The sequence below is a fragment of the Anaerotruncus sp. 1XD42-93 genome (assembly GCF_009917605.1).
Taxonomy (GTDB): domain Bacteria; phylum Bacillota; class Clostridia; order Oscillospirales; family Ruminococcaceae; genus Anaerotruncus.
On the sequence record NZ_QZEG01000026.1, the window covers coordinates 1 to 26,535 of the forward strand.

23 protein-coding genes, 1 other RNA gene and 4 pseudogenes are annotated in these 26,535 nt (G+C 55.2%); 14 read left to right on the forward strand and 14 right to left on the reverse strand.

Going from position 1 to position 26,535, the window contains the following annotated elements; genetic code table 11:
• The 3 genes from D5269_RS10425 to bsh form a co-directional block, all read right to left on the reverse strand.
• A partial coding sequence (locus D5269_RS10425; protein ID WP_147407965.1) for a hypothetical protein occupies positions 1-185 on the reverse strand: 185 nt, incomplete at its 3' end.
• 333 nt (positions 186-518) lie between these two features.
• Positions 519-1,865 carry an MATE family efflux transporter gene (locus D5269_RS10430; RefSeq protein WP_120485272.1) on the reverse strand — a complete coding sequence of 449 codons (1,347 nt, stop codon included), beginning with the start codon at positions 1,863-1,865 and terminating at the stop codon, positions 519-521.
• A 431-nt stretch (positions 1,866-2,296) separates the two neighbouring features.
• On the reverse strand, positions 2,297-3,316 hold the full coding sequence (gene bsh, locus D5269_RS10435) for a choloylglycine hydrolase (protein WP_347707296.1): 1,020 nt from the start codon (positions 3,314-3,316) through the stop codon (positions 2,297-2,299).
• 301 nt (positions 3,317-3,617) lie between these two features.
• Here bsh and D5269_RS10440 point away from each other — a divergent pair, with 301 nt between their 5' ends.
• Positions 3,618-4,166: an NADH peroxidase gene (locus tag D5269_RS10440; protein WP_016317990.1), complete on the forward strand. Its 549-nt coding sequence runs from the start codon at positions 3,618-3,620 to the stop codon at positions 4,164-4,166.
• 3 nt (positions 4,167-4,169) lie between these two features.
• Entirely contained in the window at positions 4,170-4,373 is a 204-nt protein-coding gene (locus D5269_RS10445) for a hypothetical protein (protein ID WP_016317989.1), read from the forward strand.
• A gap of 95 nt (positions 4,374-4,468) precedes the next feature.
• Here the strand turns inward: D5269_RS10445 and D5269_RS10450 are convergent, their stop codons facing one another.
• The 5 genes and pseudogenes from D5269_RS10450 to D5269_RS19015 all read right to left on the reverse strand — a co-directional run.
• Positions 4,469-5,998 carry a YifB family Mg chelatase-like AAA ATPase gene (locus D5269_RS10450; RefSeq protein WP_120485274.1) on the reverse strand — a complete coding sequence of 510 codons (1,530 nt, stop codon included), beginning with the start codon at positions 5,996-5,998 and terminating at the stop codon, positions 4,469-4,471.
• 91 nt (positions 5,999-6,089) lie between these two features.
• Positions 6,090-6,662 carry a manganese efflux pump MntP family protein gene (locus tag D5269_RS10455; protein WP_120485294.1) on the reverse strand — a complete coding sequence of 191 codons (573 nt, stop codon included), beginning with the start codon at positions 6,660-6,662 and terminating at the stop codon, positions 6,090-6,092.
• 278 nt (positions 6,663-6,940) lie between these two features.
• Positions 6,941-7,970, reverse strand: a pseudogene (locus D5269_RS10460) (recombinase family protein).
• 168 nt (positions 7,971-8,138) lie between these two features.
• Positions 8,139-8,219: pseudogene (locus D5269_RS18570) on the reverse strand (hypothetical protein); the annotation flags it as partial.
• 86 nt (positions 8,220-8,305) lie between these two features.
• Positions 8,306-8,998, reverse strand: a pseudogene (locus tag D5269_RS19015) (recombinase family protein); the annotation flags it as partial.
• Positions 8,999-9,077: 79 nt separating this feature from the next.
• Here D5269_RS19015 and D5269_RS10470 point away from each other — a divergent pair.
• The 6 genes and pseudogenes from D5269_RS10470 (at position 9,078) to D5269_RS10495 (ending at position 13,180) form a co-directional block, all read left to right on the forward strand.
• Positions 9,078-9,914: an AraC family transcriptional regulator gene (locus tag D5269_RS10470; RefSeq protein WP_120485276.1), complete on the forward strand. Its 837-nt coding sequence runs from the start codon at positions 9,078-9,080 to the stop codon at positions 9,912-9,914.
• Positions 9,904-10,818, forward strand: a complete 915-nt coding sequence (locus tag D5269_RS10475) for a DMT family transporter (protein ID WP_120485277.1) — start codon at positions 9,904-9,906, stop codon at positions 10,816-10,818. Before D5269_RS10470 ends, D5269_RS10475 begins: the two co-directional genes overlap by 11 nt.
• Positions 10,802-11,224: a DUF2000 domain-containing protein gene (locus tag D5269_RS10480; RefSeq protein WP_016315931.1), complete on the forward strand. Its 423-nt coding sequence runs from the start codon at positions 10,802-10,804 to the stop codon at positions 11,222-11,224. The genes D5269_RS10475 and D5269_RS10480 overlap by 17 nt, the downstream gene beginning before the upstream one ends.
• A 122-nt stretch (positions 11,225-11,346) precedes the next feature.
• Positions 11,347-12,111: pseudogene (locus D5269_RS10485) on the forward strand (IS5 family transposase).
• Positions 12,112-12,285: 174 nt separating this feature from the next.
• The gene (locus D5269_RS10490; RefSeq protein WP_120485278.1) at positions 12,286-12,630 is read left to right on the forward strand and encodes a hypothetical protein; all 345 of its coding nucleotides are present in this window, start codon (positions 12,286-12,288) and stop codon (positions 12,628-12,630) included.
• Positions 12,631-12,817: 187 nt separating this feature from the next.
• A complete protein-coding gene (locus D5269_RS10495) occupies positions 12,818-13,180 on the forward strand; it encodes a GNAT family N-acetyltransferase (RefSeq protein ID WP_243126771.1) in 363 nt (120 codons plus the stop codon).
• Between the two features lie 231 nt (positions 13,181-13,411).
• Here the strand turns inward: D5269_RS10495 and D5269_RS10500 are convergent, their stop codons facing one another.
• On the reverse strand, positions 13,412-14,368 hold the full coding sequence (locus D5269_RS10500) for a LysR family transcriptional regulator (protein ID WP_120485280.1): 957 nt from the start codon (positions 14,366-14,368) through the stop codon (positions 13,412-13,414).
• A 178-nt stretch (positions 14,369-14,546) separates the two neighbouring features.
• Here D5269_RS10500 and pepT point away from each other — a divergent pair, with 178 nt between their 5' ends.
• Positions 14,547-15,767, forward strand: a complete 1,221-nt coding sequence (gene pepT / locus D5269_RS10505) for a peptidase T (protein WP_120485281.1) — start codon at positions 14,547-14,549, stop codon at positions 15,765-15,767.
• Between the two features lie 460 nt (positions 15,768-16,227).
• Here pepT and D5269_RS10510 read toward each other — a convergent pair whose 3' ends face one another.
• The 3 genes from D5269_RS10510 to D5269_RS10520 are packed head-to-tail and all read right to left on the reverse strand — an operon-like array spanning position 16,228 to position 20,100.
• Positions 16,228-17,463: a Ger(x)C family spore germination C-terminal domain-containing protein gene (locus D5269_RS10510; RefSeq protein WP_120485282.1), complete on the reverse strand. Its 1,236-nt coding sequence runs from the start codon at positions 17,461-17,463 to the stop codon at positions 16,228-16,230.
• On the reverse strand, positions 17,460-18,557 hold the full coding sequence (locus tag D5269_RS10515) for a GerAB/ArcD/ProY family transporter (RefSeq protein ID WP_158604938.1): 1,098 nt from the start codon (positions 18,555-18,557) through the stop codon (positions 17,460-17,462). The genes D5269_RS10510 and D5269_RS10515 overlap by 4 nt, the downstream gene beginning before the upstream one ends.
• Entirely contained in the window at positions 18,547-20,100 is a 1,554-nt protein-coding gene (locus D5269_RS10520) for a spore germination protein (protein ID WP_120485284.1), read from the reverse strand. The genes D5269_RS10515 and D5269_RS10520 overlap by 11 nt, the downstream gene beginning before the upstream one ends.
• Before the next feature lie 238 nt (positions 20,101-20,338).
• Between D5269_RS10520 and D5269_RS10525 the strand changes: the two genes are divergently transcribed.
• The 3 genes from D5269_RS10525 (at position 20,339) to D5269_RS10535 (ending at position 22,490) form a co-directional block, all read left to right on the forward strand.
• A complete protein-coding gene (locus D5269_RS10525) occupies positions 20,339-21,046 on the forward strand; it encodes a DUF421 domain-containing protein (RefSeq protein ID WP_016315922.1) in 708 nt (235 codons plus the stop codon).
• Positions 21,043-21,423: a DUF4363 family protein gene (locus D5269_RS10530; RefSeq protein WP_016315921.1), complete on the forward strand. Its 381-nt coding sequence runs from the start codon at positions 21,043-21,045 to the stop codon at positions 21,421-21,423. The genes D5269_RS10525 and D5269_RS10530 overlap by 4 nt, the downstream gene beginning before the upstream one ends.
• 170 nt (positions 21,424-21,593) lie before the next feature.
• Positions 21,594-22,490, forward strand: a complete 897-nt coding sequence (locus D5269_RS10535) for a DUF4392 domain-containing protein (RefSeq protein ID WP_120485285.1) — start codon at positions 21,594-21,596, stop codon at positions 22,488-22,490.
• A 132-nt stretch (positions 22,491-22,622) separates the two neighbouring features.
• Here the strand turns inward: D5269_RS10535 and D5269_RS10540 are convergent, their stop codons facing one another.
• Both D5269_RS10540 and D5269_RS10545 read right to left on the reverse strand, forming a co-directional pair.
• Complete coding sequence (locus D5269_RS10540) at positions 22,623-24,002, reverse strand: MATE family efflux transporter (RefSeq protein WP_120485286.1); 1,380 nt, start codon at positions 24,000-24,002, stop codon at positions 22,623-22,625.
• Positions 24,003-24,053: 51 nt separating this feature from the next.
• The gene (locus D5269_RS10545) at positions 24,054-25,004 is read right to left on the reverse strand and encodes a 2-hydroxyacid dehydrogenase (RefSeq protein WP_166545169.1); all 951 of its coding nucleotides are present in this window, start codon (positions 25,002-25,004) and stop codon (positions 24,054-24,056) included.
• A gap of 339 nt (positions 25,005-25,343) precedes the next feature.
• Between D5269_RS10545 and D5269_RS10550 the strand changes: the two genes are divergently transcribed.
• Complete coding sequence (locus tag D5269_RS10550) at positions 25,344-26,210, forward strand: DegV family protein (protein WP_016315917.1); 867 nt, start codon at positions 25,344-25,346, stop codon at positions 26,208-26,210.
• 177 nt (positions 26,211-26,387) lie between these two features.
• Positions 26,388-26,485: signal recognition particle sRNA small type (ffs, locus tag D5269_RS10555), an RNA gene on the forward strand.
• Positions 26,486-26,535: the final 50 nt, after the last annotated feature.

A 26,535-nucleotide genomic window follows, 5' to 3' on the forward strand; every position in this document is an offset into this window, starting at 1 on the left:
ACCTCTTTTTCCGCGAAATCACGGAACAGCTGCCGCGCCATTTCCTGCTCTTTGCTCAATACAAAGTCCATGCGTGTTCCTCCTACTAATTTGTCTTTGCCGGGAATGTCCGGCAAAAAATGATTCGTTTCAAAAGACGCACAAAAATTCAGGAGTATTCCATAAGACAAAATTTCAAATTTCATAATATGGAATGCATCCCAAAAACCATCTTTGTTAATATTATATCAGATAGAAGAAAAAAATACAAGAAAAAGGTTTGTGCCTTTTTGAACAAAAAACCTCCGAGTGATTCATAAAAATATACAAACTTACAGGAAGGGAAAATTTTGGGTCATACCACTCAAAAATCAATTCCGTACCTTGGTTTACACCTGCTCCGGGCTGCAAACACCAGCGGGCATCTTGCGTTCAACCGCCGAAACTGATTCGGACCGAAACAAAGGGCGAGGGGACTGCCTGCTGCCAATTTTTGCGGATACGGCAATGTACAGAGGGATCGTTGCAGAGTAACGCCTTCACACAGAAAGTGAGGGGAGCAGGCTGTCTTTGTGCCTTCTATAGTAGAAAAAGCCAATCAGGTCAGCAAAGGCCCAACCGATCGGGATTGCCCACCAGATGGCGAGCAGGCCAAATGCGGGGAGCGGGGCAAACAGGTAGGCGATCGCGACACGAGTTCCGAGGGAAGCGACCGTCAGCACGACCGACATCCCAGCACGCCCAAGTCCCCGGTAAAGCCCATAGAGCAGGAACAAATAGCCAATCCCGCAGTAACAGGCCCCCTCGATCCGCAGATACTGCACCCCGATCGAGAGGATCTCCAGCTCCCCCGGGTCCACGAAAATGCACATTAACGGACGGGCAAAAACAACCACTGCTGCTGAGATAATCAGGCAGAACAGGGTCGCAGCCCGCACCGAAGAGCGGATTCCGTTCTGAATCCGCTCCCGCTTGCCTGCGCCCAGGTTTTGCGCAATATAGGTGGAAAAGGCATTTCCAAAATCCTGCACCGGCATATAGGCGAACGAATCAATCTTGACAGCCGCTGCAAATGCTGCCATGACCTGTACGCCAAAGCTGTTGACCAGCCCCTGGATCATCAAAATCCCAAAGTTCATAATCGACTGCTGGACGCTGGAAAGCGCCGAATAGGAGATAATCCTCCCCAGCAGGGGGCGGTCGAGCTGGAGATGCCGCCTTCCAGGACGAAGCTCCGGAGCCTTGCAGTAGCAGTAGACCGCAATTAGAAGCGCGGAAACGCCCTGTGCAATAACCGTGGCAAGCGCGGCACCGCCCACCCCCATCCCGAGTGGGACAACGAACAGAAGATCCAGCCCCACATTGAGCAGGGCGGAAAGCGCAAGAAAGCAGAGCGGAGTCACGGAATCGCCAATGCTGCGCAGGACCGCTGAAAAATAGTTATAGAGAAAGGTGAAGCCAATCCCATAGAAGATGATCCACAGGTACTCTCGGGTCAGACCGAGGATGTCCGGCGGGATTCGGAGAAACCATAAAATCTGCTCGATCAGGAGGATCGAAGCAAGGTTGATGGCAAGGGTCACCAACGCAATAAAGGCAAAGGAAAGCAGGATCGCATGTTTCAGCTTTTCAGCCTGCCGCGCGCCAAAAAGCTGGGAAAAAACGACCCCGCTGCCCATGCACAGTCCAAGGATGATTGAAGTCAGAAACACCATAAGCGTATAGGACGATCCCACTGCCGCAAGCGCACCCGCGCCGACATACTTCCCGACGATGATGGTATCTACAATGTTATAGACCTGCTGAAAGAGATTCCCTATCATCATAGGAACCGCAAACAGCAGAATTGACTTGGTTTCGTTGCCCTGTGTCAGATCGTGCGCCATCTCAAACCCCCGCGTGTCGGCCACCGCAAGTAGCCGCAGCCGTTGATACGGGTTTTATCATACCACATCGCGAAGCGATGTAGTATGATCGGCCATAGGGGCGGGAGCGGGCTTTGCCCGCGTATCGTCCTGGCCATAACCCTGGTATAATAGCTGTTTTGCAGCTATTATACCACTATCGCGAAGCGATGTGGTATAATCGGCCATAGGGACGGGAGCGGGCTTTGCCCGCGTATCGTCCTGGCCATAACCCTGGTATAATAGCTGTTTTGCAGCTATTATACCACTATCGCGAAGCGATGTGGTATAATCGGCCATAGGGACGGGAGCAGGCTGTGCCTGCGTATCGTCCTGGCCATCGTTTTGGTATAATAGCTGTTTTGCAGCTATTATACCACAAACCGGGGATGCCCGCAACTGAAATGGACCGGTCAGTTGCCCCACGCAATCTGCTGCGTTTGTTGCAGCGGGTATTCGATCAGGTCCGAACGGCTGAGATTTTCACGGTCCAGGCGGATCGCTGTAATCTGACAGTTGGAATAGGTGGTGTAGTAGTAGATCTTCCTGTCGGCGTTGATGCAGCAGGAATAGGAGGTCAGTTCATATTTGTCCCCTGGCATAACCACCCCTCCGCGCACCATCGAAACGGTAGACAACAGATGAAACATCTGCGAAATGCTGCTGTCTTCATCCTTATCACAGATCGAATTGAGCAGCAGATAGGACACCTTTACAAAACGGGAAGCCGGAGAAAAATCGCCCGGCAGCCCGATGCTGCCGAATCCGCATCCAAATGGCTCCAACCCCAGTTTTTGGTTGAAGCAGTTGTTCGGCTGTCCGGGAATCAGGTTCATATATTGGCAAAGGTTCTCCATCTGGAAATGAAAGGGGGGATTGTTGGTCATAACCCCGACCGGGTTTTCATAGATGCTGGTTCCCCCTTTGGTCGATTCCAGTACGATCGACCCGGTTACATCGGCAATATGCCAGTGCAGCGGGACCAGCGGGATCTGCCCGCTGAACGGTATCGCGACGATGTGGGTTTCCTCCAGCAGTTCCCGCGCGTCTGCCAGCGAGGCGCATCTGCCGAGCAGCCAGGGGATCAGTTCAAACGGAGAGATATTGCTTTTTCGGGGGTCCATTTCCTCCGAATAGTAGGCATTTCCCGGAAAGTTCAATCCCGCCACACAAAGCCCTTTTTCATTTACCCCTTCCGCGTAGAGCGGGTAGCCTCCGGATATGGTTGCCGAACCCATGAACGCATAGTGCTCCTTCATATATCCAGCCCTGCGGAACAGGAAAGGAAAATTTCTGGGCGTAATCACCACCCGCTCCCCAAAATTGTATTCAATATCCATGTTGCGCCCGAAATAAAAATCGCTGGTTTTCATCGCGATGCTGGTACACATAATAGGCATATCCCCCTGTTCATCTGAATCTTCATTCTTCATATTAGTATATCCAGCATATGGGGTTTGTATGTTTTTTACATAATGCTGCCGCTCTGACAGAAAGAATTCAAAAGGAAATTACAGGATGCTTGCACTCTTCGCGGCAGCATGTTATAATAGCGACAAAGCAGCTGTTGTACCGGGAAATCCTGCTGCCAGGGTATCTGGCAGCAGCGGTATTATTTTTAGAAAACTGCGTCAAAAAGGCTTGACTTAACTATACGTTTGTGGTATATTTGTATCAAGATAAAAACAGTAATCATTTTTGAAATGAAATAAAATTCTTAGGAGGATGTTTCAAATGAAAAAGTTTGTTTGCACCATTTGCGGATACGTTCACGAAGGAGATTCTGCGCCAGAGTTCTGCCCGCAGTGCAAGGCGCCTGCGTCCAAATTTGAGGAGCAGAAGGGCAATTCGATGGTCTGGGCGGATGAGCACAGAATCGGTGTTGCGGCTGGCGTCGATGCAGAGATCATTGAGGGCCTGCGCATGAACTTTACCGGTGAGTGCACCGAGGTTGGCATGTATCTGGCAATGGCGCGTCAGGCGCATCGTGAAGGGTATCCGGAGATTGGCCTCTATTATGAGAAAGCCGCCTATGAAGAGGCAGAGCATGCTGCGAAATTCGCGGAGCTGCTGGGTGAGTGTGTCAATGCTGACACCAAAAAGAACCTCGAACTGCGTGTTGCCGCTGAGAACGGCGCTTGCGACGGCAAGAAGAAACTGGCTGCCCGCGCGAAAGAGCTGGGTCTGGATGCAATCCATGACACTGTTCATGAGATGGCAAAGGATGAGGCGCGTCATGGCTGCGCATTCAACGGCCTGCTGAACAGATATTTTGGTAAGTAAGCCATGGATATTAAAAAGAGTATAGAAGAGCTGGTTGATAAAATTAAGAACGACAAGGAGCTGCGGGACAATTTTACAAAAGACCCTGTAGCCACAGTGGAAAAGCTTCTGGGAGTTGACCTTCCGGAAGAGCAGATCAACCAGATTGTCGATGCGATCAAGGCTAAGATCAGTTTAGATAAAATCAGCAGTTTCTTTCAAAAATAACATGTTTTTTAAAGGCGGAGCAGTTGCTCCGCCTTTTTCTATTCAGCGTGTCCTGTCGCTGTTTCGCAGTCGCACAGAGATAGACAACTGTTTTTTCATCGGTGCCGGTTCCAGTATTTGCGGTCCAGGCTGCGGTACTGCACCGCTTCATTCAGATGTTCCAGCTCAATCTGCCCGCTGCTGTCCAGATCGGCGATCGTGCGCGATACCTTCAAAATTCGGTCATAGGCGCGTCCGGAAAGACTCAGCCGGTCGAACAGCTTGCGAAGCAGCGCATCCGCATCTGGGGAAAGCGGGCAGAATCGGGGGAGCATAGGGGGCGGGATTTCCGCATTGCAGGGGATGCCCAACCCACCGAACCGGCGGTCCTGTATCCCTCTGGCGTTGGTGACACGCGCCCGGATCTCTGCGGAGGTTTCCTCCTGCCGTCTGCTCGAAAGCAGGTCATATCCGACCGGCAGGACCTCGACATGCAGGTCGATCCGGTCGAGCAGAGGCCCGGAAACCCGATCCAGATACCGCTCGATTCGGGCTTCCGGACAGGTACAACTGCGGGTAGGGTGTCCGAAATATCCACAGGGGCAGGGATTCATCGCCGCAACCAATGTAAACCGGCTGGGATAGCTGAGCCGGGCCTGTGCTCGCGAAAGGGTGAGTGTCCCATCCTCAAGGGGCTGGCGGAGCGCTTCCAGCACAGGACGCTGGAATTCAGGCAATTCGTCAAGGAATAGCACCCCATTATGTGCGAGGGAGAGTTCCCCCGGACGCGGGATCGAACCACCCCCACACATCCCAGCAGTGGAAACTGTATGGTGCGGCGCGCGGAACGGACGGTTCCGAATCAACGGGACGCCTGGCGGGAGCAATCCCGCTGCCGAGTAGATTTTGGTGGTTTCGACCGCTTCTTCTGGGTGCATCTCGGGGAGGATTGAGGGCAGACGCTTGGCGAGCATACTTTTTCCGGTGCCGGGTGCACCGATCATCAAAACGTTGTGACCGCCCGCCGCCGCAATTTCCAGGGCTCGCTTGGCAACCTGCTGTCCCTTCACATCACTGAAATCGGCCAGCGGTGGGCCTGCGGCCTCCTCAAAAGCGCAATCGGAAACTGGGAGCAGCGTTGTTTCCTTCCGAAGGAAACAAACAAGCTCACCAATCCCCGCAACCGGGTAGACTGTCATTCCCTGTACCGCGGATGCTTCAGCAGCGTTGCCGGCGGGGATGAAGGCAGACGAAATTCCCAGCCCTGCCGCACCGAGCAGCATAGGGAGCACCCCATCTACCGACCGCACTTCCCCTGACAGGGACAGTTCCCCAAGAAAAATCGCATTCTGCGGTTCCGGGAGAATGCCCTGTGCGCTCAAGAGGCCGATCAGGATCGGCAGGTCATAGAGTGAGCCAACCTTCCTGACGCCTGCAGGGGCAAGATTGACAACGATCCGCCCGTCAGGGAATGGATAGCCACTGTGCAGCAAGGCGGAACGCACCCGGTCGCGGGACTCCCGGACCGCTGCATCCGGCAGTCCGACGATGTCAAAACCGGGCATCGCCTGGGAGACGCCTACCTCTGCGGTGACAGCGAACGGCTCGATTCCGGTCAGACCAAGGCTGCGGATGGTAGCAAGCATGTGAACCCCCTCCATTTTTTATCTGAACTCACCACAGACGCCGTTTCCCGCCCAAAAAATCCTCATCTGAAATGGGAAGAAAAACAGATTTTCAGACACCCATCGTGTGCTCAAAGCAGATTTTCAGACCAATGCCAATCAGGATGATCCCACCGAATATCTCGGCGCGATGCCCGAGCAGCCTTCCAAACCGGGAACCGATCCCTGCTCCCACCAGACAGCAAAACAGGGTGACCACCCCGATAAATCCCGCAGCGGTCAGGATATTGACCCGCATCACCGCAAAACTGATCCCGATAGCAAGGGCGTCGATACTGGTGGCGACCGCCTGCACCAGCAGGATACGCAAGGTAAAACTGCGAGGGACAATCTGCCCCTCGGGGGAGCGCAGATCGTGCAGTCCGTCGAACACCATCTTCCCGCCGATTGCCGCGAGCAGTCCGAGCGCGATCCAATGGTCAAATGCGCTGATCGCATCGCTGAAGGTGCGTCCGGCAAAATAGCCTGTGACCGGCATCAGCGCCTGAAACAGCCCGAACGCGGCGGCGGCCTCTATCGCCTGCCTGCGGCCGAATCCCCGGTAGGCAAGCCCGTTGGAGAGGGAAACGGCAAACGCATCCATCGAAAGTCCGATGGCAATCAAAAAAAGTGAGAGCAGATCCATATACGAAAAATCCTTTCCGGAGCATCCGGTACCATCGGATGTTCTATAATGACAGCAGGCGCCGGAGCAGAAAAAATTGCCGCAAAACCACGCCATGACAGGCTGCAAGCGGCAGCACCGTTATCCTGCGGATATTATAGCATATTTGCCTCCCGTTCGTACAGAACTATCTTTTTTCATGTATGAAAATCTGACAAGCGAAATCTGGCGAAAATGATAAAAATGGCAGAAAACAAGAAAGAAAAAACATAGAGATAACAAGAAGCCGTTCAAATGCGCTAATTAGCGTGATTGAACGGCTTTTCGTTTTTTAAATTGTGGCGGGCCACATTATCTATTATCCGAACGCGAGCCGCCTTGTTTTCGCTGCGATCAGCAGCCTCTGGACCGCTTTCCGCTACCTGCCGCCTGTCGTTAAAATCAATCGTGTCCCAGTTCTCCAGGTGGGCGGATAGAGTCTCGATTTTTTGTGGGGAGATTGTTTCAGCGTTCAGCGCCGCAATCTCCTTTATCAGCCGTTGACGGTTGGCATCCAGCTCCTCAATTTTGCCGTTGGCATAGGACAACAAAACTGCATTGGCCCCGGCCAGAGTATTCAGCAGTTTTTCAATTTCGTCCTCTACCTGGGCAAGCTCCACGTTTAAAGCAGTCAGCTTGGGCGTAAATCGGATTGCGGAGCCGTTGAGAGATAAAACCTCGTTTTAATTCTTTGCCGTAAATCAAGATATTGTTTTCAGCAAAGTACCGGGCAATATCCCCGAACGACGTAGACGGCTCGGCGTACATCTCGAACATCAACCGAGCGATATTCGCCGTGTCTGGGTCCGGGATCATCATTTTCGTCCGTATGCCCCGGATAGTGGTGGGCTCCAGCTTGAAGCCATAGGGGGCCGCGCCGCTCATGTGGAAGCCCCGTTGACACCGGGAATAGTAAGCGTCCGTTACCCGCTTCTGGATTGCCTCTCGCTCCAGTTGTGCAAATACAATGCAGATATTCAGCACAGCCCGGCCCATGGGTGTGGAGGTATCAAACTTTTCCGTAGAGGAAACGAACTCCACATTGTATTGCTGGAACAGTTCCATCATGGTTGCGAAGTCCAAAATAGAACGGCTGATACGATCCAGCTCGTAAACCACCACCCGGCGGATTAAGCCCTGCCTAATATCGGCTAAAAGCTCCTGGAATTTGGGCCTGTCCGTATTCTTCCCGGAGTAATCCCTATCTTGATAATCCTTGTGGTTCCCACCTCTTAACTCATAGAAGCTGTATTCGTAAATTCTCTTGAAGATTACATCCAACTCCGCGATGCGCTTTTCAGACTGTGCCAGCACAGCCTTTTTCTGTGCCAGCAGGCTCCGTTCCGCCGCCCGCTGGATAAAGTCGTCCTCATACTGCGTCACATAGGAGATCGCTTCCCGCAGGTTCCGCAGTACGATTTCTTCCAGCATTACACGGCGGATGGAGTGCGTCTTGCACAGGGTACGGTCTTTCCGATAGGCGGAGCAGATGTAATACTCCTGTTCCGGCTTGAAGTGGTTGGCCCGGCATAGGTACATCTTGCCGTCTCAATCAGCGCAGTATACCAGTCCGGAAAACATACCCATGTCCCCATCTTGGTCGGGCGGCGTCTGGCCTGCCGGATGTTCTGCAAGCCCAGGAACACGCTTTTCCCGATAATCGGCTCTTGGGTGTTCTCGAAGATCACCCACTCGGACGGGTTATTCCAGACCTTTTTCTTGCTCTTGAACGATGGTTTGCTGGCCTTTAAATTGACCGTATGGCCCAGGTACTCGATACGCTCCAAAATGAGGGAAACAGTTTCGTTTGTCCATTTGTAGGGATTAGCTGTGGGAGCGTTGCAGACCAGCAAACCCTTTTCGTGGGCGTAGTCCGTGGGGTTCGGGACGTTGTTCTGTTGCAGCCACTTGGCGATCTGCGTCGGCCCCAAGCCATCCACGCACAGGGAGAAACTCTTTTGCACGATAGCCGCCGCTTCCTCGTCCACAATCCAGCGTTTCTTGTCCTCCGGGTCTTTCATGTACCCATAGGGCGGGATGATGCAAAGGTGTTCGCCAGAGCGCCCCTTGGATTGCCAGGTTGCCTTGATTTTTTTGCTGGCGTCCTTGGCGAATATCTCATTGAATATGTTGCGGATTGCGGTAAATTCACTATCTCCTTTTGCGCTGTCCACTCCGTCATTTACGGCGATAAAGTGAACATCATATTCTGGAAATACCATTTCACTGATATGGACAAGATCATAAAACCATGCGGAGTTGCTGACAAACCAAAAGTGCGCCAAGGGAAAAATTTCCTTTTGCGCACTTTTCAACATCAGGAAGAAAATGAAGATATTTTACAAGCCAGCAGTAATCCTATCTGGTATAATAGGCATCATCAAGGAGGAAAGCCGCATGAAAAAAGAAGTACGAACGGTGGTCTACGATGATGAACTCCGTATTGAGGCTTATCGTTTTGAGGGCATCGTACAGCCTTTTCCGAACCATTTTCACGAATACTATGTGATTGGTTTCATGGAAGATGGGGAGCGTGTCCTGTCCTGCAAAAATCAGGAGTACACCATCAAAAGGGGCGATGTTCTTCTGTTCAACCCGGGAGATAACCACGCCTGTGTTCAGAGTGACGGCGGTACGCTGGATTATCGGGGCTTCAACATCACCAAGGAGGTTATGCTGGATTTGGCGGAGGAAGTTACCGGCAGACGGGCGCTGCCTGGATTTTCCCAAAACGTAATCTCTGATGAAGAAGTCACCTGCTATTTGCGCCCCCTTCATGAACTGGTAATGAAAGGTTCCAACGAGTTTGGGAAAGAGGAAACCCTGCTCCTCCTGACCTCTCTGCTGATCCAGCAATACGGCCAGCCTTTTGAGAGTTGTGTCCCGGAGTGCCGGGAGGAAATTGAAAAAGCCTGTGCCTTTATGGAACAGCATTATGCCGAGCGGATTTATCTGGAACAGATTTGCCACCGCGCCGGATTGAGCAAATCCACCCTGCTCCGGGCCTTTGCCCTCTCAAAAGGCGTCACACCGTACAGCTATCTGGAAAACATTCGCATAGGCAAGGCTAAAAAACTTTTAGAGCAAGGCGTTCCTCCCGTTGAGGCGGCGCTGCAAACCGGCTTCTCCGACCAGAGCCATTTTACCAATTATTTCAACCGATTTATTGGGCTGGCCCCCGGAATTTATCGGGACATATTCAGGGACACGGAGGAAATGCCGCATGAAGGGTAACAGAACAGTGGGCCATCTCTCCGCCCTTCTTACAATCATCATTTGGGGGACGACCTTTATCTCCACCAAAATTCTGCTGGCCGACTTCCAGCCGGTAGAGATATTGTTCTTTCGCTTCGTCATGGGACTGCTGGCCCTGTTGGTTGTTTATCCCCAACCTTTGAAAGGGACGAACCGGCAACAGGAATTGACCTTTGCCGCAGCGGGACTGTGCGGGATATGCCTTTACTATCTGTTGGAGAATATCGCACTCACCTACACAATGGCCTCCAATGTCGGGGTGATTATTTCCATAGCCCCGTTTTTCACGGCGCTCCTATCCCATCTGTTTCTGAAAGAGGAAAAGCCCCATGCCAGCTTTTTCATTGGCTTTGTAGTGGCTATGGCCGGGATCGCTTTAATCAGCTTCAACGGCTCCAAGCTGGAGCTGAACCCCGCCGGGGACTTGCTGGCACTGCTGGCCGCACTGATTTGGGCCTGTTATTCTGTGCTGACAAAGAAAATCAGCGGTTACGGCTACCACACCATTCTTACAACCCGGCGAGTGTTCTGCTATGGCATCTTGTTCATACTCCCGACACTATTCCTGTTTGACTTCAAGCTGAATTTGATAAGATTTGCAAATCCTGTGTACCTGTTCAACATTCTGTTTTTAGGGTTGGGCGCATCGGCCCTGTGCTTTGTCACCTGGAATTTTGCGGTCAAGGCGTTGGGAGCGGTCAAGACGAGCGTTTATATCTATATGGTTCCCGTGATTACGGTAGTAACTTCCGTGGCAATTCTCCATGAGAAAATCACCGCCCTGGCCGCTGTCGGGACGGTTTTGACGCTGGCGGGTCTGCTCCTGTCGGAGAGCAAACTATTTTTGAGAAAAGAGGCAAAGCAAAATGGACTGGCAAAATGAAAAGTGCGTCATGGTCATTGACGAGAGCCTGCCCCTGGGTATCATCGCAAATACGGCGGCGATCATGGGGATTACCCTGGGAAAGAAAATGCCGGAGGTGGTAGGGGCTGACGTTACCGACCAAAGCGGCAACGAACATCTTGGCATCATAGAATTTCCTGTGCCCATCCTGCGCGGTTCACCGGAGATTATCAAGCAGATACGGGAAAAACTCTACCAGCCTGATTTTCAAGATTTGACGGTGGTGGATTTCTCCGATCTGGCCCAGGGCTGCAAGACCTATGGCGAATTTATTGAGAAGATGGGCCACGCTCCCGAAAGTAACCTACAATATTTCGGCATCGCAATTTGTGGCCCAAAGAAAAAGGTCAATAAGCTGACCGGGAATATGGCTTTACTGCGATAAACCAATATGTAGATTAGCCGGTGTTCCCTGCGGTTCTTACTATAAATGGCTTAGATATCGTCTACACAAGAAGTTAGGATTGTGATAGAATGGAACTATCTAAAAAGACCGGGGACAGAAAGATGGATGCATCCTATCACAGACATGATATAAACGATAAAGTGGGAATTGCTTGAACCACATTTGCCGGGACAACGAGGCCAGTGGGGCGGGATCGCTTAGGATAACCGCCGTTCTATCAATGCGGTGTTTTGGGTATTGCGAACTGGAGCGCCCTGGCGTGACCTGCCTCCCGATTACGGGAAGTGGGGCAGTGTTCATCAGAGGTTCATCCGTTGGCGCAGAAAAGGTGTTTGGGAAAAGCTCTTAGAAATTCTGATCGATGAGCCGGATTATGAATGGCTGATGATCGACGCCAGCCATATCAAGGTACATCCCCACGCAGCGGGAGCAAAAGGCGGCAATCAGGATATGTCCAAGACAAAAGGGGGCTTAACACCAAAATACATCTGGCCGTGGATGCGCATGGTATGCCAGTCCGAATCCTTATTACAGAGGGTACCCGAGCGGATTGTAAAGAAGCTGTCCACCTGATAGAAGGCATTTCCGCAGAAACCCTGTTGGCAGACCGGGGTTATGACACAAATGATATCCTGTCCTATGCGGTTTCAGCGGGGGTGGAACCCGTAATTCCACCGAAGAAGAACCGTAAAGAACAGCGCGGCTATGATAAATATCTCTATAAACTGCGCCGCTTGGCAGAAAACTGCTTTCTATCTTTGAAACGCCGGAGAGGTCTTGCCACCCGCTATGCCAAGACCTCCGATGCTTTTATCTCCGCGATACATGTTCGTTGTATCGCTATTTGGGCTGCTATCCGTTCTTAACCCGTGTAGATGCTATCTAAGATGATAAAATAAAGCACATGAAAAGGCATGAAATAAGCGAAAAACAAAAGAAGGCCATCTGAGATGTAATGTATAAAGGGTGGTTTCACCAAGCCACTACATTACATTGGCTGACGGTTCATTTGTAGCAAAATGGAATAGGCTGGAAAGGCGGTGATCGACCAGCAGGAAGGAACCGAAACAGGAGCGTCCGGGGATGACCTGGGCGCTCCGCTCTCTTTGCCGGCCAAGGGCCGATGGTGGTACTGCCTGACGGCGGCTGTGCGCTCTCCGGGGGCGGCTCCGCCGGGGGTGTCTATCCCCTGCCGGTATATACCAGCAGACGCCAACGGCGGCTTGTGCATCGGGCGGAGTTGCGCCGATGCACTGAGGGCTTGGGGGCCGTCGGCCACCAGCAAGCTGCGCCGGGTATACACCGGTGCATTGCTTGCTACTACTATTAATGCCTATAAACGGAAGTTGAATGTCATTCGCTTTTGCGGTATACTGAACTCGTGATAAATCGACAAATCGGAACATGAATGTTTGGAAAGGGAAAAGAAGGAAAATGAATGTTTCGTTATTCTCAAACCAATATCTTGTTCGAAAGATGTGCGCCAATGATGTAGCGGAAGTATACACATTATGCTATAAAAACAGTCTATACTATCAATACTGTCCACCGTTTGTATCAGAACAGAGCATTATGAATGATATGAATGCGCTCCCACCCAACAAGGAAATGTGCGATAAGTATTATCTGGGATTTTATGATGGGGAAAAACTGATTGCTGTGATGGATTTCATCATGGCCTACCCGGATGAATTAACAGCCTTTATTGGATTTTTTATGACGGATGTGTCCATACAGAATACTGGAACAGGGAGCAAGATTATCAATGACCTGTGTGCTTATCTGTTCCGTATTGGGATGGCGAATGTCCGCCTTGGTTGGGTAAAAGGGAATCCTCAAGCAGAACATTTTTGGTACAAAAATGGTTTTAGAGAAACAGGAGTTACATATGATACCGAAAACTATACCGTAATTGTTGCCCAACGAGGTTTATGAATTCCAGTTTATCGGGGGATTTCATCTTTTGGGTGAAATCCCCCCTTGACAAATGTTCTCCTGGTGGAAAATCTGTTCCTCAAACTCAAAAACAACCGCCGCTTTGCTACCAGATATGAGAAGGAAGCTCTCTATTTCCGTGCTGTTGTCTGTCTTGCCTGATAACTTTGAAAGTAATCAAACGGGGATACCGGAAAAGCACCTTTCGATTCTGGCTGCTGGTACCGCTTTTTAGACGGATGCAGCCGCCGCAGCCGTCATGGCATCCTCCAGAAACTGTTTGACACATTGCGGCATATAGCGGTTGCGTTTATAATAGAAGCAGATGTCCCGCCGGGCGGCTTCTCCTTCCAGCTTATAGTAGACCATGTCTGGATGGGGCAGTGTGCTCCTCACCAGCGTGTCACTGACAAACGCAGCCCCCAATCCGGCACAGGCCATATTGTAAGAGGTCAGCTGCTGGTCAAGCGTCAGGATGACGCGTGGAACAAATCCATGTTCCCGGCAGAGGGATAGGGCACGCTCATGGTTTTCGTCCCCCGGCCCCAGCAGAATAAACGGACAGTCCTGAAAAGCCTGCAGCGGTACGGCCGGGTAGCGGCGGTTGAGATAGGAGCCGGAAGCGATATTGTCGATGCTTTGCTGGAAAGCCAGAAGGTTCCCGTTCACCGGCCAGCTTTTGGGGACAGCCAGAATGATGTGTTCCTGTTGGAAGAGCTGGCGTTCGAACAGCGCTTCCGGAAAGCTGCTGTTTTCGATCACCAGATCAATCACCCCGTTCAGGAGCATCTCTTCCAAATGCCCTTCCCCGCTCTCCATCACATCGACTTCCACATAGGGGAACCGCTCCTTATACCGGGCGATCAGGGAAGGAAGCAGATAGGAAGAGATCATAGCTCCGCTGCCAATGGTCAAGCGCCCGGTTTTCAGGTTCTGGCTGTCTGCGAGATAGTGGGAGAAATTCTCCTGAATGGCCAGAATCTGTTCCACCGCGTGCAGGTATTCCTGCCCCACATCGGTGAGCTGGATGGGGGAGGTGCTGCGGTCAAAAAGCGGCGTGCCAACCTTGTCCTCCACCCTCTTGATGCTGTTGCTCAAAGCCGGTTGGGAGATATACAGTTTTTTTGCCGCGCTGGAAAAGCTCCGCTCTTTCCAGACCGCATAGACATATTCCATCCCACGAAACACAGCGTATCCCTCCCCGGAGATGTCCCCATTCCGACCCTGGTATACGGTGTATTATAACACGAACAGAATATTTCCGTCAATTTTATTCCTTCAAATAATTGTATTTTGCGTCGGGTTATGTCATAATATCGGTGGAACAAACCACTCCGAGACCAATTCCGCAAAAGGAGATTCCGCGATGCGTGCGTATGAGCGTTTTCTGGAATATGTAAAGATCTGGACCAGCAGTGAACGATGCAGCGGGTCCGCACCGTCCTCCCTGCGGCAGTTTGATCTGGCGCATCAGTTGGCTTTTGAACTGCGGGAACTGGGGTTGGAACAGGTTGGGGTGGACAACCACTGTTTTGTCTACGGGTATCTGCCCGCTTCCGCCGGATGTGAATCCGCTCCCTGCCTGGGGCTGCTGGCCCATCTGGACACCCATCCGGACTGTCCCGGACAGAATGTCCGCCCCCAGATCATTGAACAGTATGATGGCGGGGAGGTCGTTTTGGGGGATTCGGGGCTGGTTCTGCGTCCCGCAGAGTTCCCGCATCTCCCGTCTCTGGCCGGGCAGACGCTGTTGACCTCCAGTGGGGATACCCTGCTGGGGGTGGATGATAAGGCGGGCATTGCCGAAATTCTGACCGCACTCGAGCGGGTGACCACCGCAGACAGGGCACATGGGCCGGTCAGCGTGGTGTTTATCCCGGACGAAGAGATTGGCAGCGGAACCGCCCATTTTGATCTGGAACGGTTCGGCGCCCGATACGCCTATACCGTCGATGGATGGGCGGCCGGCGAGATTGAAACCGAGACCTTTTATGCGATACAGGCCAAAATCAGGATCCGGGGACTCGGCATCCATACGGGATATGCCAAGGGGATTATGGTAAATGCCCAGCTGCTCGCAATGGAATTTGCCCATATGCTTCCGGCGGAGGAAATCCCCGCCCGGACCGACGGTCGCGCAGGATTTTTCCACCTGCTGCGCTCCCGGGGAACCGTAGAGGAAGCCGAGCTGGTGTATAATCTGCGGGATTTCGAGCGTGATGGCATGGATCGACGAATCGGCCTGCTGCGGGAAGCCGCTCGCATATTGAACGGCCGCTATGGCCCGGATACCGTTTCGATCTCTCTGGTTGAGGAGTATGCCAATATGCGGGAAATCCTGGAACAGCATCCCCAGCTGATCGAAAAGGCCTGTACGGCCTGCCGGCTGGCTGGGGTCGAACCGTTCCTCCTGGCGGCCCGCGGCGGGACGGACGGTGCCCGGCTGAGCTTTGCCGGGGTCCCCTGTCCCAACCTGGGAATCGGCGGATGGGCGTATCATAGTCCACAGGAACATATCACAGTGGAAGCGATGGATCAGGTCAGCAGGATTTTGGAAGAGCTGATCTGCCAGTTTGGGCAACCCTGAGTCTTTTAAATGGGCCCTTAGAGCCTGTTCAGCATTTAGGGGCAGTGAGGCAACGGAAGTTTGGGTTCCAGCCCAAACTTCCGGGGCGCAAGCGCCCTTCTTCGGGGGACTTCTCGGGCTTTCAGCCCGAAGCGCGCTTCGCGCGACGCCCCCTCAGTTTGCCTTACGGGCGAGGGGTCAGTGACCCCTCCCCGTAGGCCCCTCCCTTTTGGGCCGGGTGCCGCTTTTTTCCCAAAACCAAAGTTTTACTCGATTTTTTTGCTCCGGCCTAAGAGCCGGCGCTTCGCGCCGGTTGGCCTATGCACGCCGATCTTCGCGCTAAGAGCCGTTTCTTCGCAACGGTTGCGCTCCGAAACACTCGCTGCGGCTCGTAGTGCGGCGGCAGTTTTTCGGGTGAATTGCCGCGAAGCGGCAAGAGGGGGCCTTTTGCAAGAGAAAAAGCCCCCTTGCATAAAGGTTCTTATACTTCCTCCTGCTTTGTGCCGCCTGTACGCTCGATCTCGCAGGAAACCTGGATGTCATAGCCGCTTTTCTGAACGATCGACATCCAGTCCTCCTGATGCTTCCGGTAGAAGCCCGGGTCCTTCTGCCGGACAAGCAGCGAAAGCCCAAACAGGTCGTACCCCCATCTGCGGGAGGCATCTACTGCCTCCTGTATCTGGGATTCGACCAGCCGCTCCTGAAGCCTGGCAGCGTATGCGCGCTCCTCCTCGCCGAAGGTGAGGCCCGGAGAGAGTGCTGTCTCTTGCACCGCGCTCCGGATTTCCACTTCCATGTGGAATACAAGCAGGTCGCCCACCGCTTCGGGGACGATCTTTGCCCGATGGCTGACGGTGAGCGTGGAAACCTTCCCAAGCCGTTCGTCCCCAACGACCAGCGGCGCGCCGCGTATCCCCTTCTGCATCCAGCCGAATCCGCGCGCCGCTTCTTCTTCCATCAGAAACCCCAGATGCCCGCGGTCGAATACCGCGACGCCGGACACTTCCGCCTGTGCGGGCTTCTCCCCGGACGCTCCCTCCGATTCCGGCGTATCCGGGCTGCCCGCATCCGATTCCTCCGGATTTTCCGAGGCTTCCCCTTCGTCCGGCTGGGAATCCGGGGAAGGAGAGGTCCCGCTGCCTTTCCCTTCGACCGAAACAACCGCCAGTGTCCCCGCCAGATGGTCGCTTTCCGCCGCGTTTATCAGGTCAAGCAGGCGGCTCCGCGGGGCGCGTCCATAATGGTACGCCCCCTCCGTCATTTCGATCAGGCCTTCCGCATCCAGCCGGGGGGCCTTTTCCTGTATCCCGAGGATCTCGTTCGCGGTCCCCTCTGCGAGCAGGACGGTTGCCGAAGGGGTTATCATGCTGTTGGTATTGAGAAAATCGAGGGCCGGGGAAGCGTCCATCTGTGCGAGCGCCTGCCCCAGCACGATCAACCGGCAGTCCCCCAGAAAGAGCTGTTTGCCCTGCGAGACCGCTGCACGCGCGAGCGCATCGGTGATCGTGCGCCCTTCTTCCTCGATCACAAGCGGTTTGTCCACCGCATCCTCCCCGGAAGGCAGGTTGATCTGCATGGTCAGGCGGCAGCCGCCCGATGCAGGCAGGTCGATCCCGAGCGCGCGGACGATCCCGCGTTCGTTCAGCCGGACACTTTTCATACAGCCCCCCAGCAGGCAGGCGGAAAGAAAAGCCGCTGCAAGTTTCCTTTTTTTCATTTGATACGCCCCTTTCCGGCGGAGTTCCGCCCAAGGCTGGTGAGGAGCAGGGTTACCAGCGGCACTGCTGCGACCAGAAGTAAAAATGGCGCGGCGACCACCCAAACCTGCTCCGAGATCCGGTTCCAGAACTGCATTCCCTGCGCAGTTGCCAGAGACCAGATCCCCGAGACCGCCGCACAGCAGGCGCAAGACCTGCCAAATGCAGCACTTGGAAAAATCCGCCGCAGGCAAACTGCGGCGCAGTAGAGATACACGGTCAACCGCAGGAACGCTGCGAAAATCCACAGGGCGATGTGCAGCAGGTCAAGCCGCCCGAACCCGGAAAGCTGGGCCAGCGAGGAAAGGGTGTGCAGCGGGAAAAGCCGGGTTTTTGCGTAGTCCCCGAGAACGGTCAGCGTCAGGAACGAAAGCAGCTCGTAGACCAGAATGGTCAGGACCAGCCATCCTGCGGCAACCCTGCCGCCAGCCCGGCGCGCCCTTGGGAGGAGCAGGATCAGTGCCGCCGCTTCCGCATGGTTGACTGCGGTGTAGAATATCCCTTTTCCGACTGCGGGGAGCCCGTCAAGCAGCGGGCTGGTGAGGTAAACAGGGTTGACCTCGGGCAGCAGCGCGCAGACAAAGAGGATCAACAGGAGCAGAAGCAGTGAAAAGACCCACACGCTCATCCGGGAGAACGCCTCCAGACCGAGTGACGCGGCGTATCCGGCCGCCAGTGTCAGCAGGAGCAGAAACGCCCAGGGGGTGGAATTGGGGTAGACCGCACTGGCCATAAAAAAGGAAAAATGGCTGGTGGTAAACGCCGCCATATAGATACAAAACACCCCAAAAAGCAGCGAGACAACCAGTCCATACCCGCTGCCCAACTGAAATGCACAGCTGAGCAGGTCGGTTTGGGAGCGCCGGAGAAGCAGCAGGAACGGGATCAGCAGAATACCAACCGCAGCCCCTGCCAGCGGGATACAGAGCAGGGCCGTTGAACCGCTGGCAGCAGTCCGCGCCCGGGGGACAAAGGTGAACAGTGTGAACAGCCGGCTGATGAGCAGCAGAAAGACCAGTTGTGTGCCGGAGATCATCCGCGGCTTATTCTCCATCGACATCCGCCCCTTTCAGATCGCTCCCGGTCAGGCCCTGTACCCGCAAATCCTCCTGGGAGAGGGTTTTCCAGCCCACCCGGAAGAGGACATCCCGCATCGCATAGAGTGAGAACGGCGCGGCAGGGCTGGTAGCCGGGATCCCGAACGGGTTGACTGCACAAAGATTTGCGAGTACCGCACAGAGCGCAAGCACGATCCCGAACAATCCCGCAACCCCGCCGATCAGGATGAACCCGAACCGCAGCAGGGTAATCGGCTCGTACAGGCTGGGGACGACAAACGAGCTGATTGCAGTCATTGCGACGAGCAGGACCATCGGCGCACCGATCAGCCCGGCGGTCACCGCCGCATCCCCGATCACCAGCGCACCCACAATGCTCACCGCGTGTCCGACCGACTTGGGCATCCGCAGCCCCGCTTCCCGCATGATCTCATAGATAAAAAAGATGAGCAAAGCCTCGAACATGAGCGGCAGCGGGGTCACCGACTCGCTCTGTGCCAGCTTGAGCAGCAGGTTTTTGGGCAGCAGTTCGGGATGGAAGCTCCCAAGCCCCACATACAGCCCCGGCAGCAGGAACGAAAAGAGAAATGCCGCATATTTCAGCCAGCGGATAAAGGTGGCAAAATAGGGGCGGTGGGCATAGTCGTCGAAGCTCTGGAAATGCTCGTTAAAGAGGTATGGAACGACCAGCGCATAGGGGGTGCCATCGACCAGCAGGCCGATCCGCCCTTCCGATACCTTGGCACAGAGGGTATCCGGACGCTCGGTATAGCCCACCCCGGAAAAGATCGAAAGTGGCTTGGCATCCAGAAACGGCTGTAGATAGCCACTCTCGAGCACCACGTCGATTTTGACCTGGGAAAGGCGGCGGCGCACCTCCTCCAGCAGTTCAGGAGAGACCGCCCCGCGCAGATAGACGAGCGCACCGTCGGTGCGGCTTTTCACCCCGAAGTTGACCATTTCAAAGGTGAGGTCAGCGGATTTGAACCGCCGCCGCACCAGCGCCAGATTGGGGCGCAGTTTTTCGATAAACCCTTCGCGGGAGCCGCGCTCGTTGGATTCGCCCGCAGGTTCCGAGACCGAGCGCCCGTCATACCCCTGAATACCGAATGCCAGTCCCGGTTCGACCCCTTCCGCCAGCAGCACCACAAAGCCCGACATGATAAACCGGGTCAGGTCGCCGTAGGTCTGGAATTCCTTCTGGTCGGGGGCGAGCAGGGACTGGTGCCGCACCCATCCGAGCAGCTTTTCGGGGGTCGGATGGTCGAGCCGGAGTGCGGTCAGCGGTTCGGCGAATAGCTCGGCAAATACGGCGGTTGCCACCATGCCCTCGCACATCACAACCGCACAGTCGATCCCGCAGACCGTAAGCTCGTTGACAATCAGGTCGCCGGTATTCCCCACCATTTCGCGCAGGTCGGCCAGGCGCTGCTGCAGCGTGGGGGCGAGTTTTCTGTCCAGCCCTGTGTCCGGCTGCGGCGGCTGGTAGGCGCTGTTTGGAACTGCTGGCCGCCGCTGAAAAATATCTGTAATCTTCATAACCATGCATCCTTTTTCAGAGATTGAGAACCTGCTTCACAGCAAATGTTTCACCAGATTTTTGCTCCCTCCGGGTATGCCGCAAGCCTTCGGAAGGCTTTTTGGAGTCCCTGAAAAGGCGTTCAAACAGGTCCTGGGCATGTTTTTAGTATGCCGGCAACCAGTACCGAATATCCGCGAAACCTCCTGTGCAAACTAGTTTTCAGAATCGAACTGCAACAGGAGGTCAACCGTTCCCATGTTCATCGTATTTTTCCGGGTGCTGATCGTCTATATCATCATCATCGCCGGCCTGCGCCTGATGGGGAAACGTCAGCTCGGACAGCTCCAACCGTCTGAACTGGTCGTGACCATCATGGTTTCCAATATCGCAACCATGTCGATCGAGGATTCCAATGTCCCGCTGATGGGCGGCGTGATCCCGATTCTCACCCTCGTGATCTTCGATGTGATCGTGTCGGCGCTCACCCTCAAATCCAAAGCCGCCCGCCGGATCATATCGGGCACCCCGCGGGTGATTATCCGCGACGGCAAGATCGACCAGCAGGAGCTGAAAGAGCTCCGGTTTACGATCGACGATATGATGGAGCAGCTGCGCGGGAACAACATCTTTGATATCCGGGACGTCGCCTTTGCGATCGTCGAGACAACCGGCCAGCTCAGTGTCTACCAAAAGTTCGAGGCACAGCCGCTCACCGCCAAAACGCTGGGATTACAGGGCCAGCCGGCCGATTCCGCACCGCCGGTGGTCATCATCAGCGACGGTGTGGTGATCGACAGCGGCCTGCAATACTGCAACCTCCGGTACGAGTGGCTTGAAAAGACGGTGACCGACCACGGCTATAACACCAAGGACATCTTTCTGATGACCTGCAACCGGCAGGCGGATTATCTGATCGTGCCGGTGGACAAACATCCGGCAAAACGAAAGGAGGCGGGGAGATGAAGCGGCTCTGGATTGCACTTTCGGTGCTGGTGATGGTCTGGGGATTCAGCGGGGTATCGCTCTGGCACCTCACCCGCGCCGCCAACCAGATGGAAGCCACACTGGAGCAGATTTCCGAAGCGATTGACAAACAGGATGCCGCAAAGCTCAAAGAGCTGACCGCACAGTTCCAGCTTGAATGGCACCATCATGAGTCGTTCATGGTCCACTACATCCACCATGACGAGCTGGATACCCTCACTGGTGCCGTGGCGCGCCTGCCCGCGTACGCATTTTATGAGCAATATCCCGACCTTGCTGCTGAAACCGAGCGGATTCAGGAGCTGATCTGCCACATCTGGGAATCCGAAATCCCCAGTCTGAAAAATATCTTTTAACTTGACAATTTCGGGGGAATCTGGTATATTAAGGCTGAAAAAAGGATAAAGTTCTTTTGTTTATCGGGGCGCTTTCCCGGCTGTCCTCAAAATAGACAAGATCCACGAATTTTTTTCAAAAAATTGGGTGGGTCTTTTTTGCTTTCCTGCCCGATGACGGAGGGATCAGTATGCATTTTTCAGAACAGGTTTGCGCGCTGATGCGGCAGGACCCAGGCGGACGCGGCCTGCCTGCCGGAATCCCGCCGCTTCCGGCGGATGCGGCCGCAGATACGCTGTTCGGTGCCGGGCGGACGCTGCTGCTCACCGGCTTTTCGATCCCCTGCGGCGGGAAAACTGGTGTGCGCGGGGAGACCGACGGCCCTTCGGGAACCGCCAACCTTGCCGCCGCACTCTCCGCGGTTGGCGGGGAGGTCTGTGTCGTCACCGATGCCGTTTCCTTTCCGCTGGTGCAGGCGGCGCTGGATCTGCGCGCACCAGAGGCAAAGCTTGTCCGGTTTCCGCAGGAACAGCCGGAACAGGCCGCAGAAGCGCTGCTTGCCAGCTTCGTGCCCACCCATCTTGTCGCGCTCGAACGCCCGGGGAAAGCGCTGGACGGCCATTTCCACAATATGCGCGGGGAACAGATCGACGCGATTGTAGCGGACACCGACCCGCTCTTCTCCCTTGCAAACCAGCGCGGGGTGGTCACCATCGGGATCGGGGATGGCGGGAACGAGCTTGGGATGGGCGGCCTGCGTCCTTTGGTCGAGCGGTCTGTGCCGAATGGTGCCGAAATCTGCGCTGCTCTCGCAGGCGACTATACCCTCGCCGCCGGGGTGTCAAACTGGTGGGGCTGGGGGCTGGCCGCGCTTCTGTCGGTCCGCTGCGGCAGGCTTCTGCTCCCCTCTGCCGGGGAGGAAACCCGGATGCTGGACGCAGTCCTACAGGCCGGGGCGGTGGACGGTGCACTTAAAAAGGCTGCCCGGTCGGTCGACGGTATCCCGCTGGATTTCCACCTGCGGCTTTTGCAGGACCTCACCGATGCGGCCGCACAGGAACTGGCAGCTCTTGTGCCTCTTGCGTAACCCTGCGCTCCTCCCAAAAGAGAAAAACAGCCCCTGGAAACCGCTGGACAGACGGTTTCCGGGGGCTGTTTTTTCAGATGTTTTGCAGAGGCTTCCACACGGGGAACGCTCGGGCTCCCCGCCTGCCATAGGTCAGACGGTTCTGGGTTTTCCCATATCGTGCAGTTCCCGGCCCGCCAGAAAGGCCGAGAGCAGCGCGGCGACCCCGTCGGCAATCGGGCCTGCATACATCACCCCGTCGATCCCGAAAAAGCGGGGGAAGATCACGATCAACGGGAGCAGGAACAGGATCTGGCGGGTCATAGACATCAAAATCCCCATCTTTGCCTTGCCGATCGAGGTGAAAAAGTTGGCGGTCAGCGGCTGGATGCCGTTGAGAAACACCAGCATCATATAGATGCGGAAATACCGTTCCGCAAAGTGGAAATAAGCTTCGCTCCCTTCCCCAAAGATAGCGACAATCTGACGGGGGAAAATCTGAAAGCAGAGGAATGCTGCTGTGCTGATCGCCGTGACCACGGCTGCCGCGGTCAGATAGGTCTTTTTCACCCGCGGATAGTTTTTCGCGCCATAGTTAAACCCGCAGATCGGCTGACAGCCCTGTGCGGTGCCGATGATGAACGCCATCAGCACCACGTTGACCTTGGAGATCACGCCCACGCAGGCCAGCGGGATGTTCTGCCCGTAGTCGGACAGCGCACCATAGAAGGTCAGCGTGTTGTTCATCGTGATCTGCACCAGCGTCATCGCGAGCTGGTTGAAGCAGGCGGCCGCCCCCAGTGCGGCGATCGCCCGCATACAGTCCCCGCGCGGCCGAAGCAGCCGCCAGGTGATCCGCACCGAACGGAACCGCGGGAAATAGGAGATCGCCATGCCTGCGGAAACAGCCTGTCCGAGGACGGTCGCCAGCGCCGCGCCCGCAATCCCCATGTCCAGCCGGAAGATGAACAGCGGATCGAGGACCGTGTTCAGGAGCGCACCTGAAAGCATACAGTACATCGCATAGCGGGGGCTTCCGTCCGCGCGGATCATGTGGCTTCCTCCGGTGGTGAAGATGAGCAGCGGGATACCAAAAGCGGTGATGCCGGTGTATGACTGCGCGTAGGGGAGAACCTCTTCAGTCGCCCCGAACAGGAGCAGCAGCGGGTTGAGAAAGAGCAGGACAGCCGCAGCGAGCGCAATCCCAGAGAGCGCCAGCATCGCGATGCCGCTTCCTGCGATCTGTCCGGCGCGCTCCCGGTTTCCTCTGCCCTGTTCGAGGTTGAAATTGGATGCGGCCCCTACCCCGATCAGCAGTGCAATCGAGGTGCTGATGGTGGTCAGCGGAAATGCCACATTGGTCGCGGCATTCCCGAGCATCCCGACCCCCTGTCCAATAAAAATCTGATCGACGATGTTGTAGAGCGCGCTGACCAGAAAGCTGATGATCGACGGAACTGCAAACCGCAAAAGCAGTTTTCCGATTGGTTCATACCAGAGTGGGTTTCCCTCTACGGTACCCGCTTGTCCCATTTCATCCTCGTCCTCCTTTTTTCGATGCCCTGCGCGGGCAGGGCCGTCCGGTCAGACCAGATTTTGTGGGGCCCCATCCAGCCAAGCCCGGATGTTTTCCGCCACGATGGCTGCCCGCTTGACCATCGACTCATGGGTCGCAAACGCGACATGCGGCGTCGCCAGCAGGTTGGGTGCGCCGAACAGCGGGTGGTCCTGCGGTACCGGCGGCTCCATCTCAAAAACATCCACCCCGGCGCCCGCGATCCTTCCCGCTTTCAGCGCATCCGCCAAGGCGGCGCTGTCCACGATCGGCCCGCGTGCGGTGTTGATCAGGACCGCCTCCGGTTTCATCAGCCCAATCAAGCGCGCATCGACCATCCCTTTGGTCTGTTCGGTCTGCGGCAGGTGGAGCGAAACGACATCACAGGTCGAGAACAGGGTGTCCAGGTCCACATAGCAGACTCCCGGCAGCTCCTTTCGGGTGCGGCTGTAGGCGTAGACCTCACATCCGAACGCGTTTGCGATCGCCGCCACCCGAGAGCCGATCGCGCCGGTCCCGACCACGCCAAACCTTTTCCCTTCCAGTTCGGGACCGACCAGTCCATTTTTGGTGCCGCCGCTGCGCACCGCAAGGTCACAGGCTGCAATCCTCCGGTAAAGCCCGATCAACAGGCCGAACACCAGGTCGGCTACCGCTGCCGTTGAATAGCCCGCGCAGTTGCAGACGGTAATCCCCCGCTCGCGGCAGTACGCAAGATCGACATGGTCAACCCCGGTGAATGCCACACAGATCAGTTTGAGGCTGGGGCAGTGCTCGATCACCTCACGCCGGTAGGGGAAGTTGGAGAGCACCACCGCATCCGCATCGCGGCTGCGTTCGATCAGGGCCGGGACGTCCTCCGCCCGGTCTGCGCAGGCGATCAGTTCTACCCGGTCGCCCAGTTTTTCCCGCATCATCTCCAGCAGCCGCTCCTGCGGCACGCCCAACGGCTCCAGAATGACAATTTTTTTCTTTTCCATCTCCCAGTCAACCTCCATCTAAAAATGTCCTAAGTCCATCTTAGCAGATCATTCCCGCAAATTCAACGCATTTTTCCCTTTCCTCCCTGCAAATCGTCCGACCGGTGCAGCATCCCATAACCGAAAAACAGCGGACAAATTTTTCACAGCAGGTGCGGTTCCCTGTGGAAAACATCCCCCGCACATGGAACCCGCCACTCGGCCGCCCTGCCGTCCCGGTTTCAAAAAGATTGCGGGAAAGCAGTTGTATTTTCAGAAAAATTCCGTTATAATATGCGCAGCAACAAAACGGCTTTGCAGGGACAGAGTGCCCGAAGCCATACAAAAAGGAGGTGCCGCATGGCTGCATTTACGATTGTGACCGATTCCAACTCCGACCTTGTGCCCGGCTATGCTGCGGAGAATGAGATCATCGAGATGGAACTTACCTATACAATGGATGGGAAAACCTACCGCTGCAACGACCCGGCCTATACCCGTTCAGCGTTTTATAACGAGATGCGCACCGGAAAACTGCCGATTACCGCGCAGATTAACATTACGGATGTCAAAGAGCATCTGCGTCCCTGCCTGCTGGCGGGCCAGGACCTGCTCTGCGTGATGTTTTCCTCTGCCCTTTCGGGCACCTATCACAGCACCTGCCTTGCAGCGGAGGAACTGCGGGCAGAATTTCCCGAACGGGAAATCTGCGTGATCGACACCCTCAGCGCATCCCTCGGTGAAGGGATGCTGGTCATGCGTGCGGCAGAGCTGCGGGACCAGGGGATGACCCTGCGGGAGACGGACGCGGTGCTCCGCGGGGAACTGCCACAGATCGCCGCGCTCTTTACGGTGGATGACCTGCACCACCTGCACCGGGGCGGACGGGTTTCGGCGGCTACTGCGGTGGTCGGCTCCATGCTCAACATTAAGCCGATCCTGCATGTGGACGATCAGGGGCGGCTCACCGCAGTCGGCAAGGTGCGCGGGCGCAAGGCCTCGCTGCTTGAGCTGGTCGATCGGATGGGCAAACAGATGGATCGGGAACGCTGCACCCGTTTTGCAATCTCGCATGGGGACTGCATTGAGGACGCACAGTTTGTCGCGAATGAGGTCTGCCGCCGCTACGGGCTGAAAAATTACAGCGTGAGTTATGTCGGCCCGACGATCGGCGCACATTCTGGCCCGGGAACGGTCGCACTCTTCTTTTTGGCGCACACCCGCTGAAAACCTGTTTCGCATTTTTGCAGCGGCCGGTGAAAAAAGCCGGCAAACTGTCCGGATACCGAAAAGTTTTTGCGGCCACCGCTGTAAATTATCGATTTTGGCTTGAAATTACAGCAGAATTTTGGTACAATAGATTCGCTTCAGGAGCGTAAGGAATGTGTGCCCAGACATGCGGGCATGCGGGTCCTGTGCGACAGAGCGCCGTGAACCATGTCAGGCGGGGAACCGAGCAGCATTAAGCGGTTGTGATGTGCGCCGCAGGTAATCTGCATGTCCGCATCTGTGGGCACACGTTTTGTTTTCGAGTTTACCGGAAGGCGGTGGG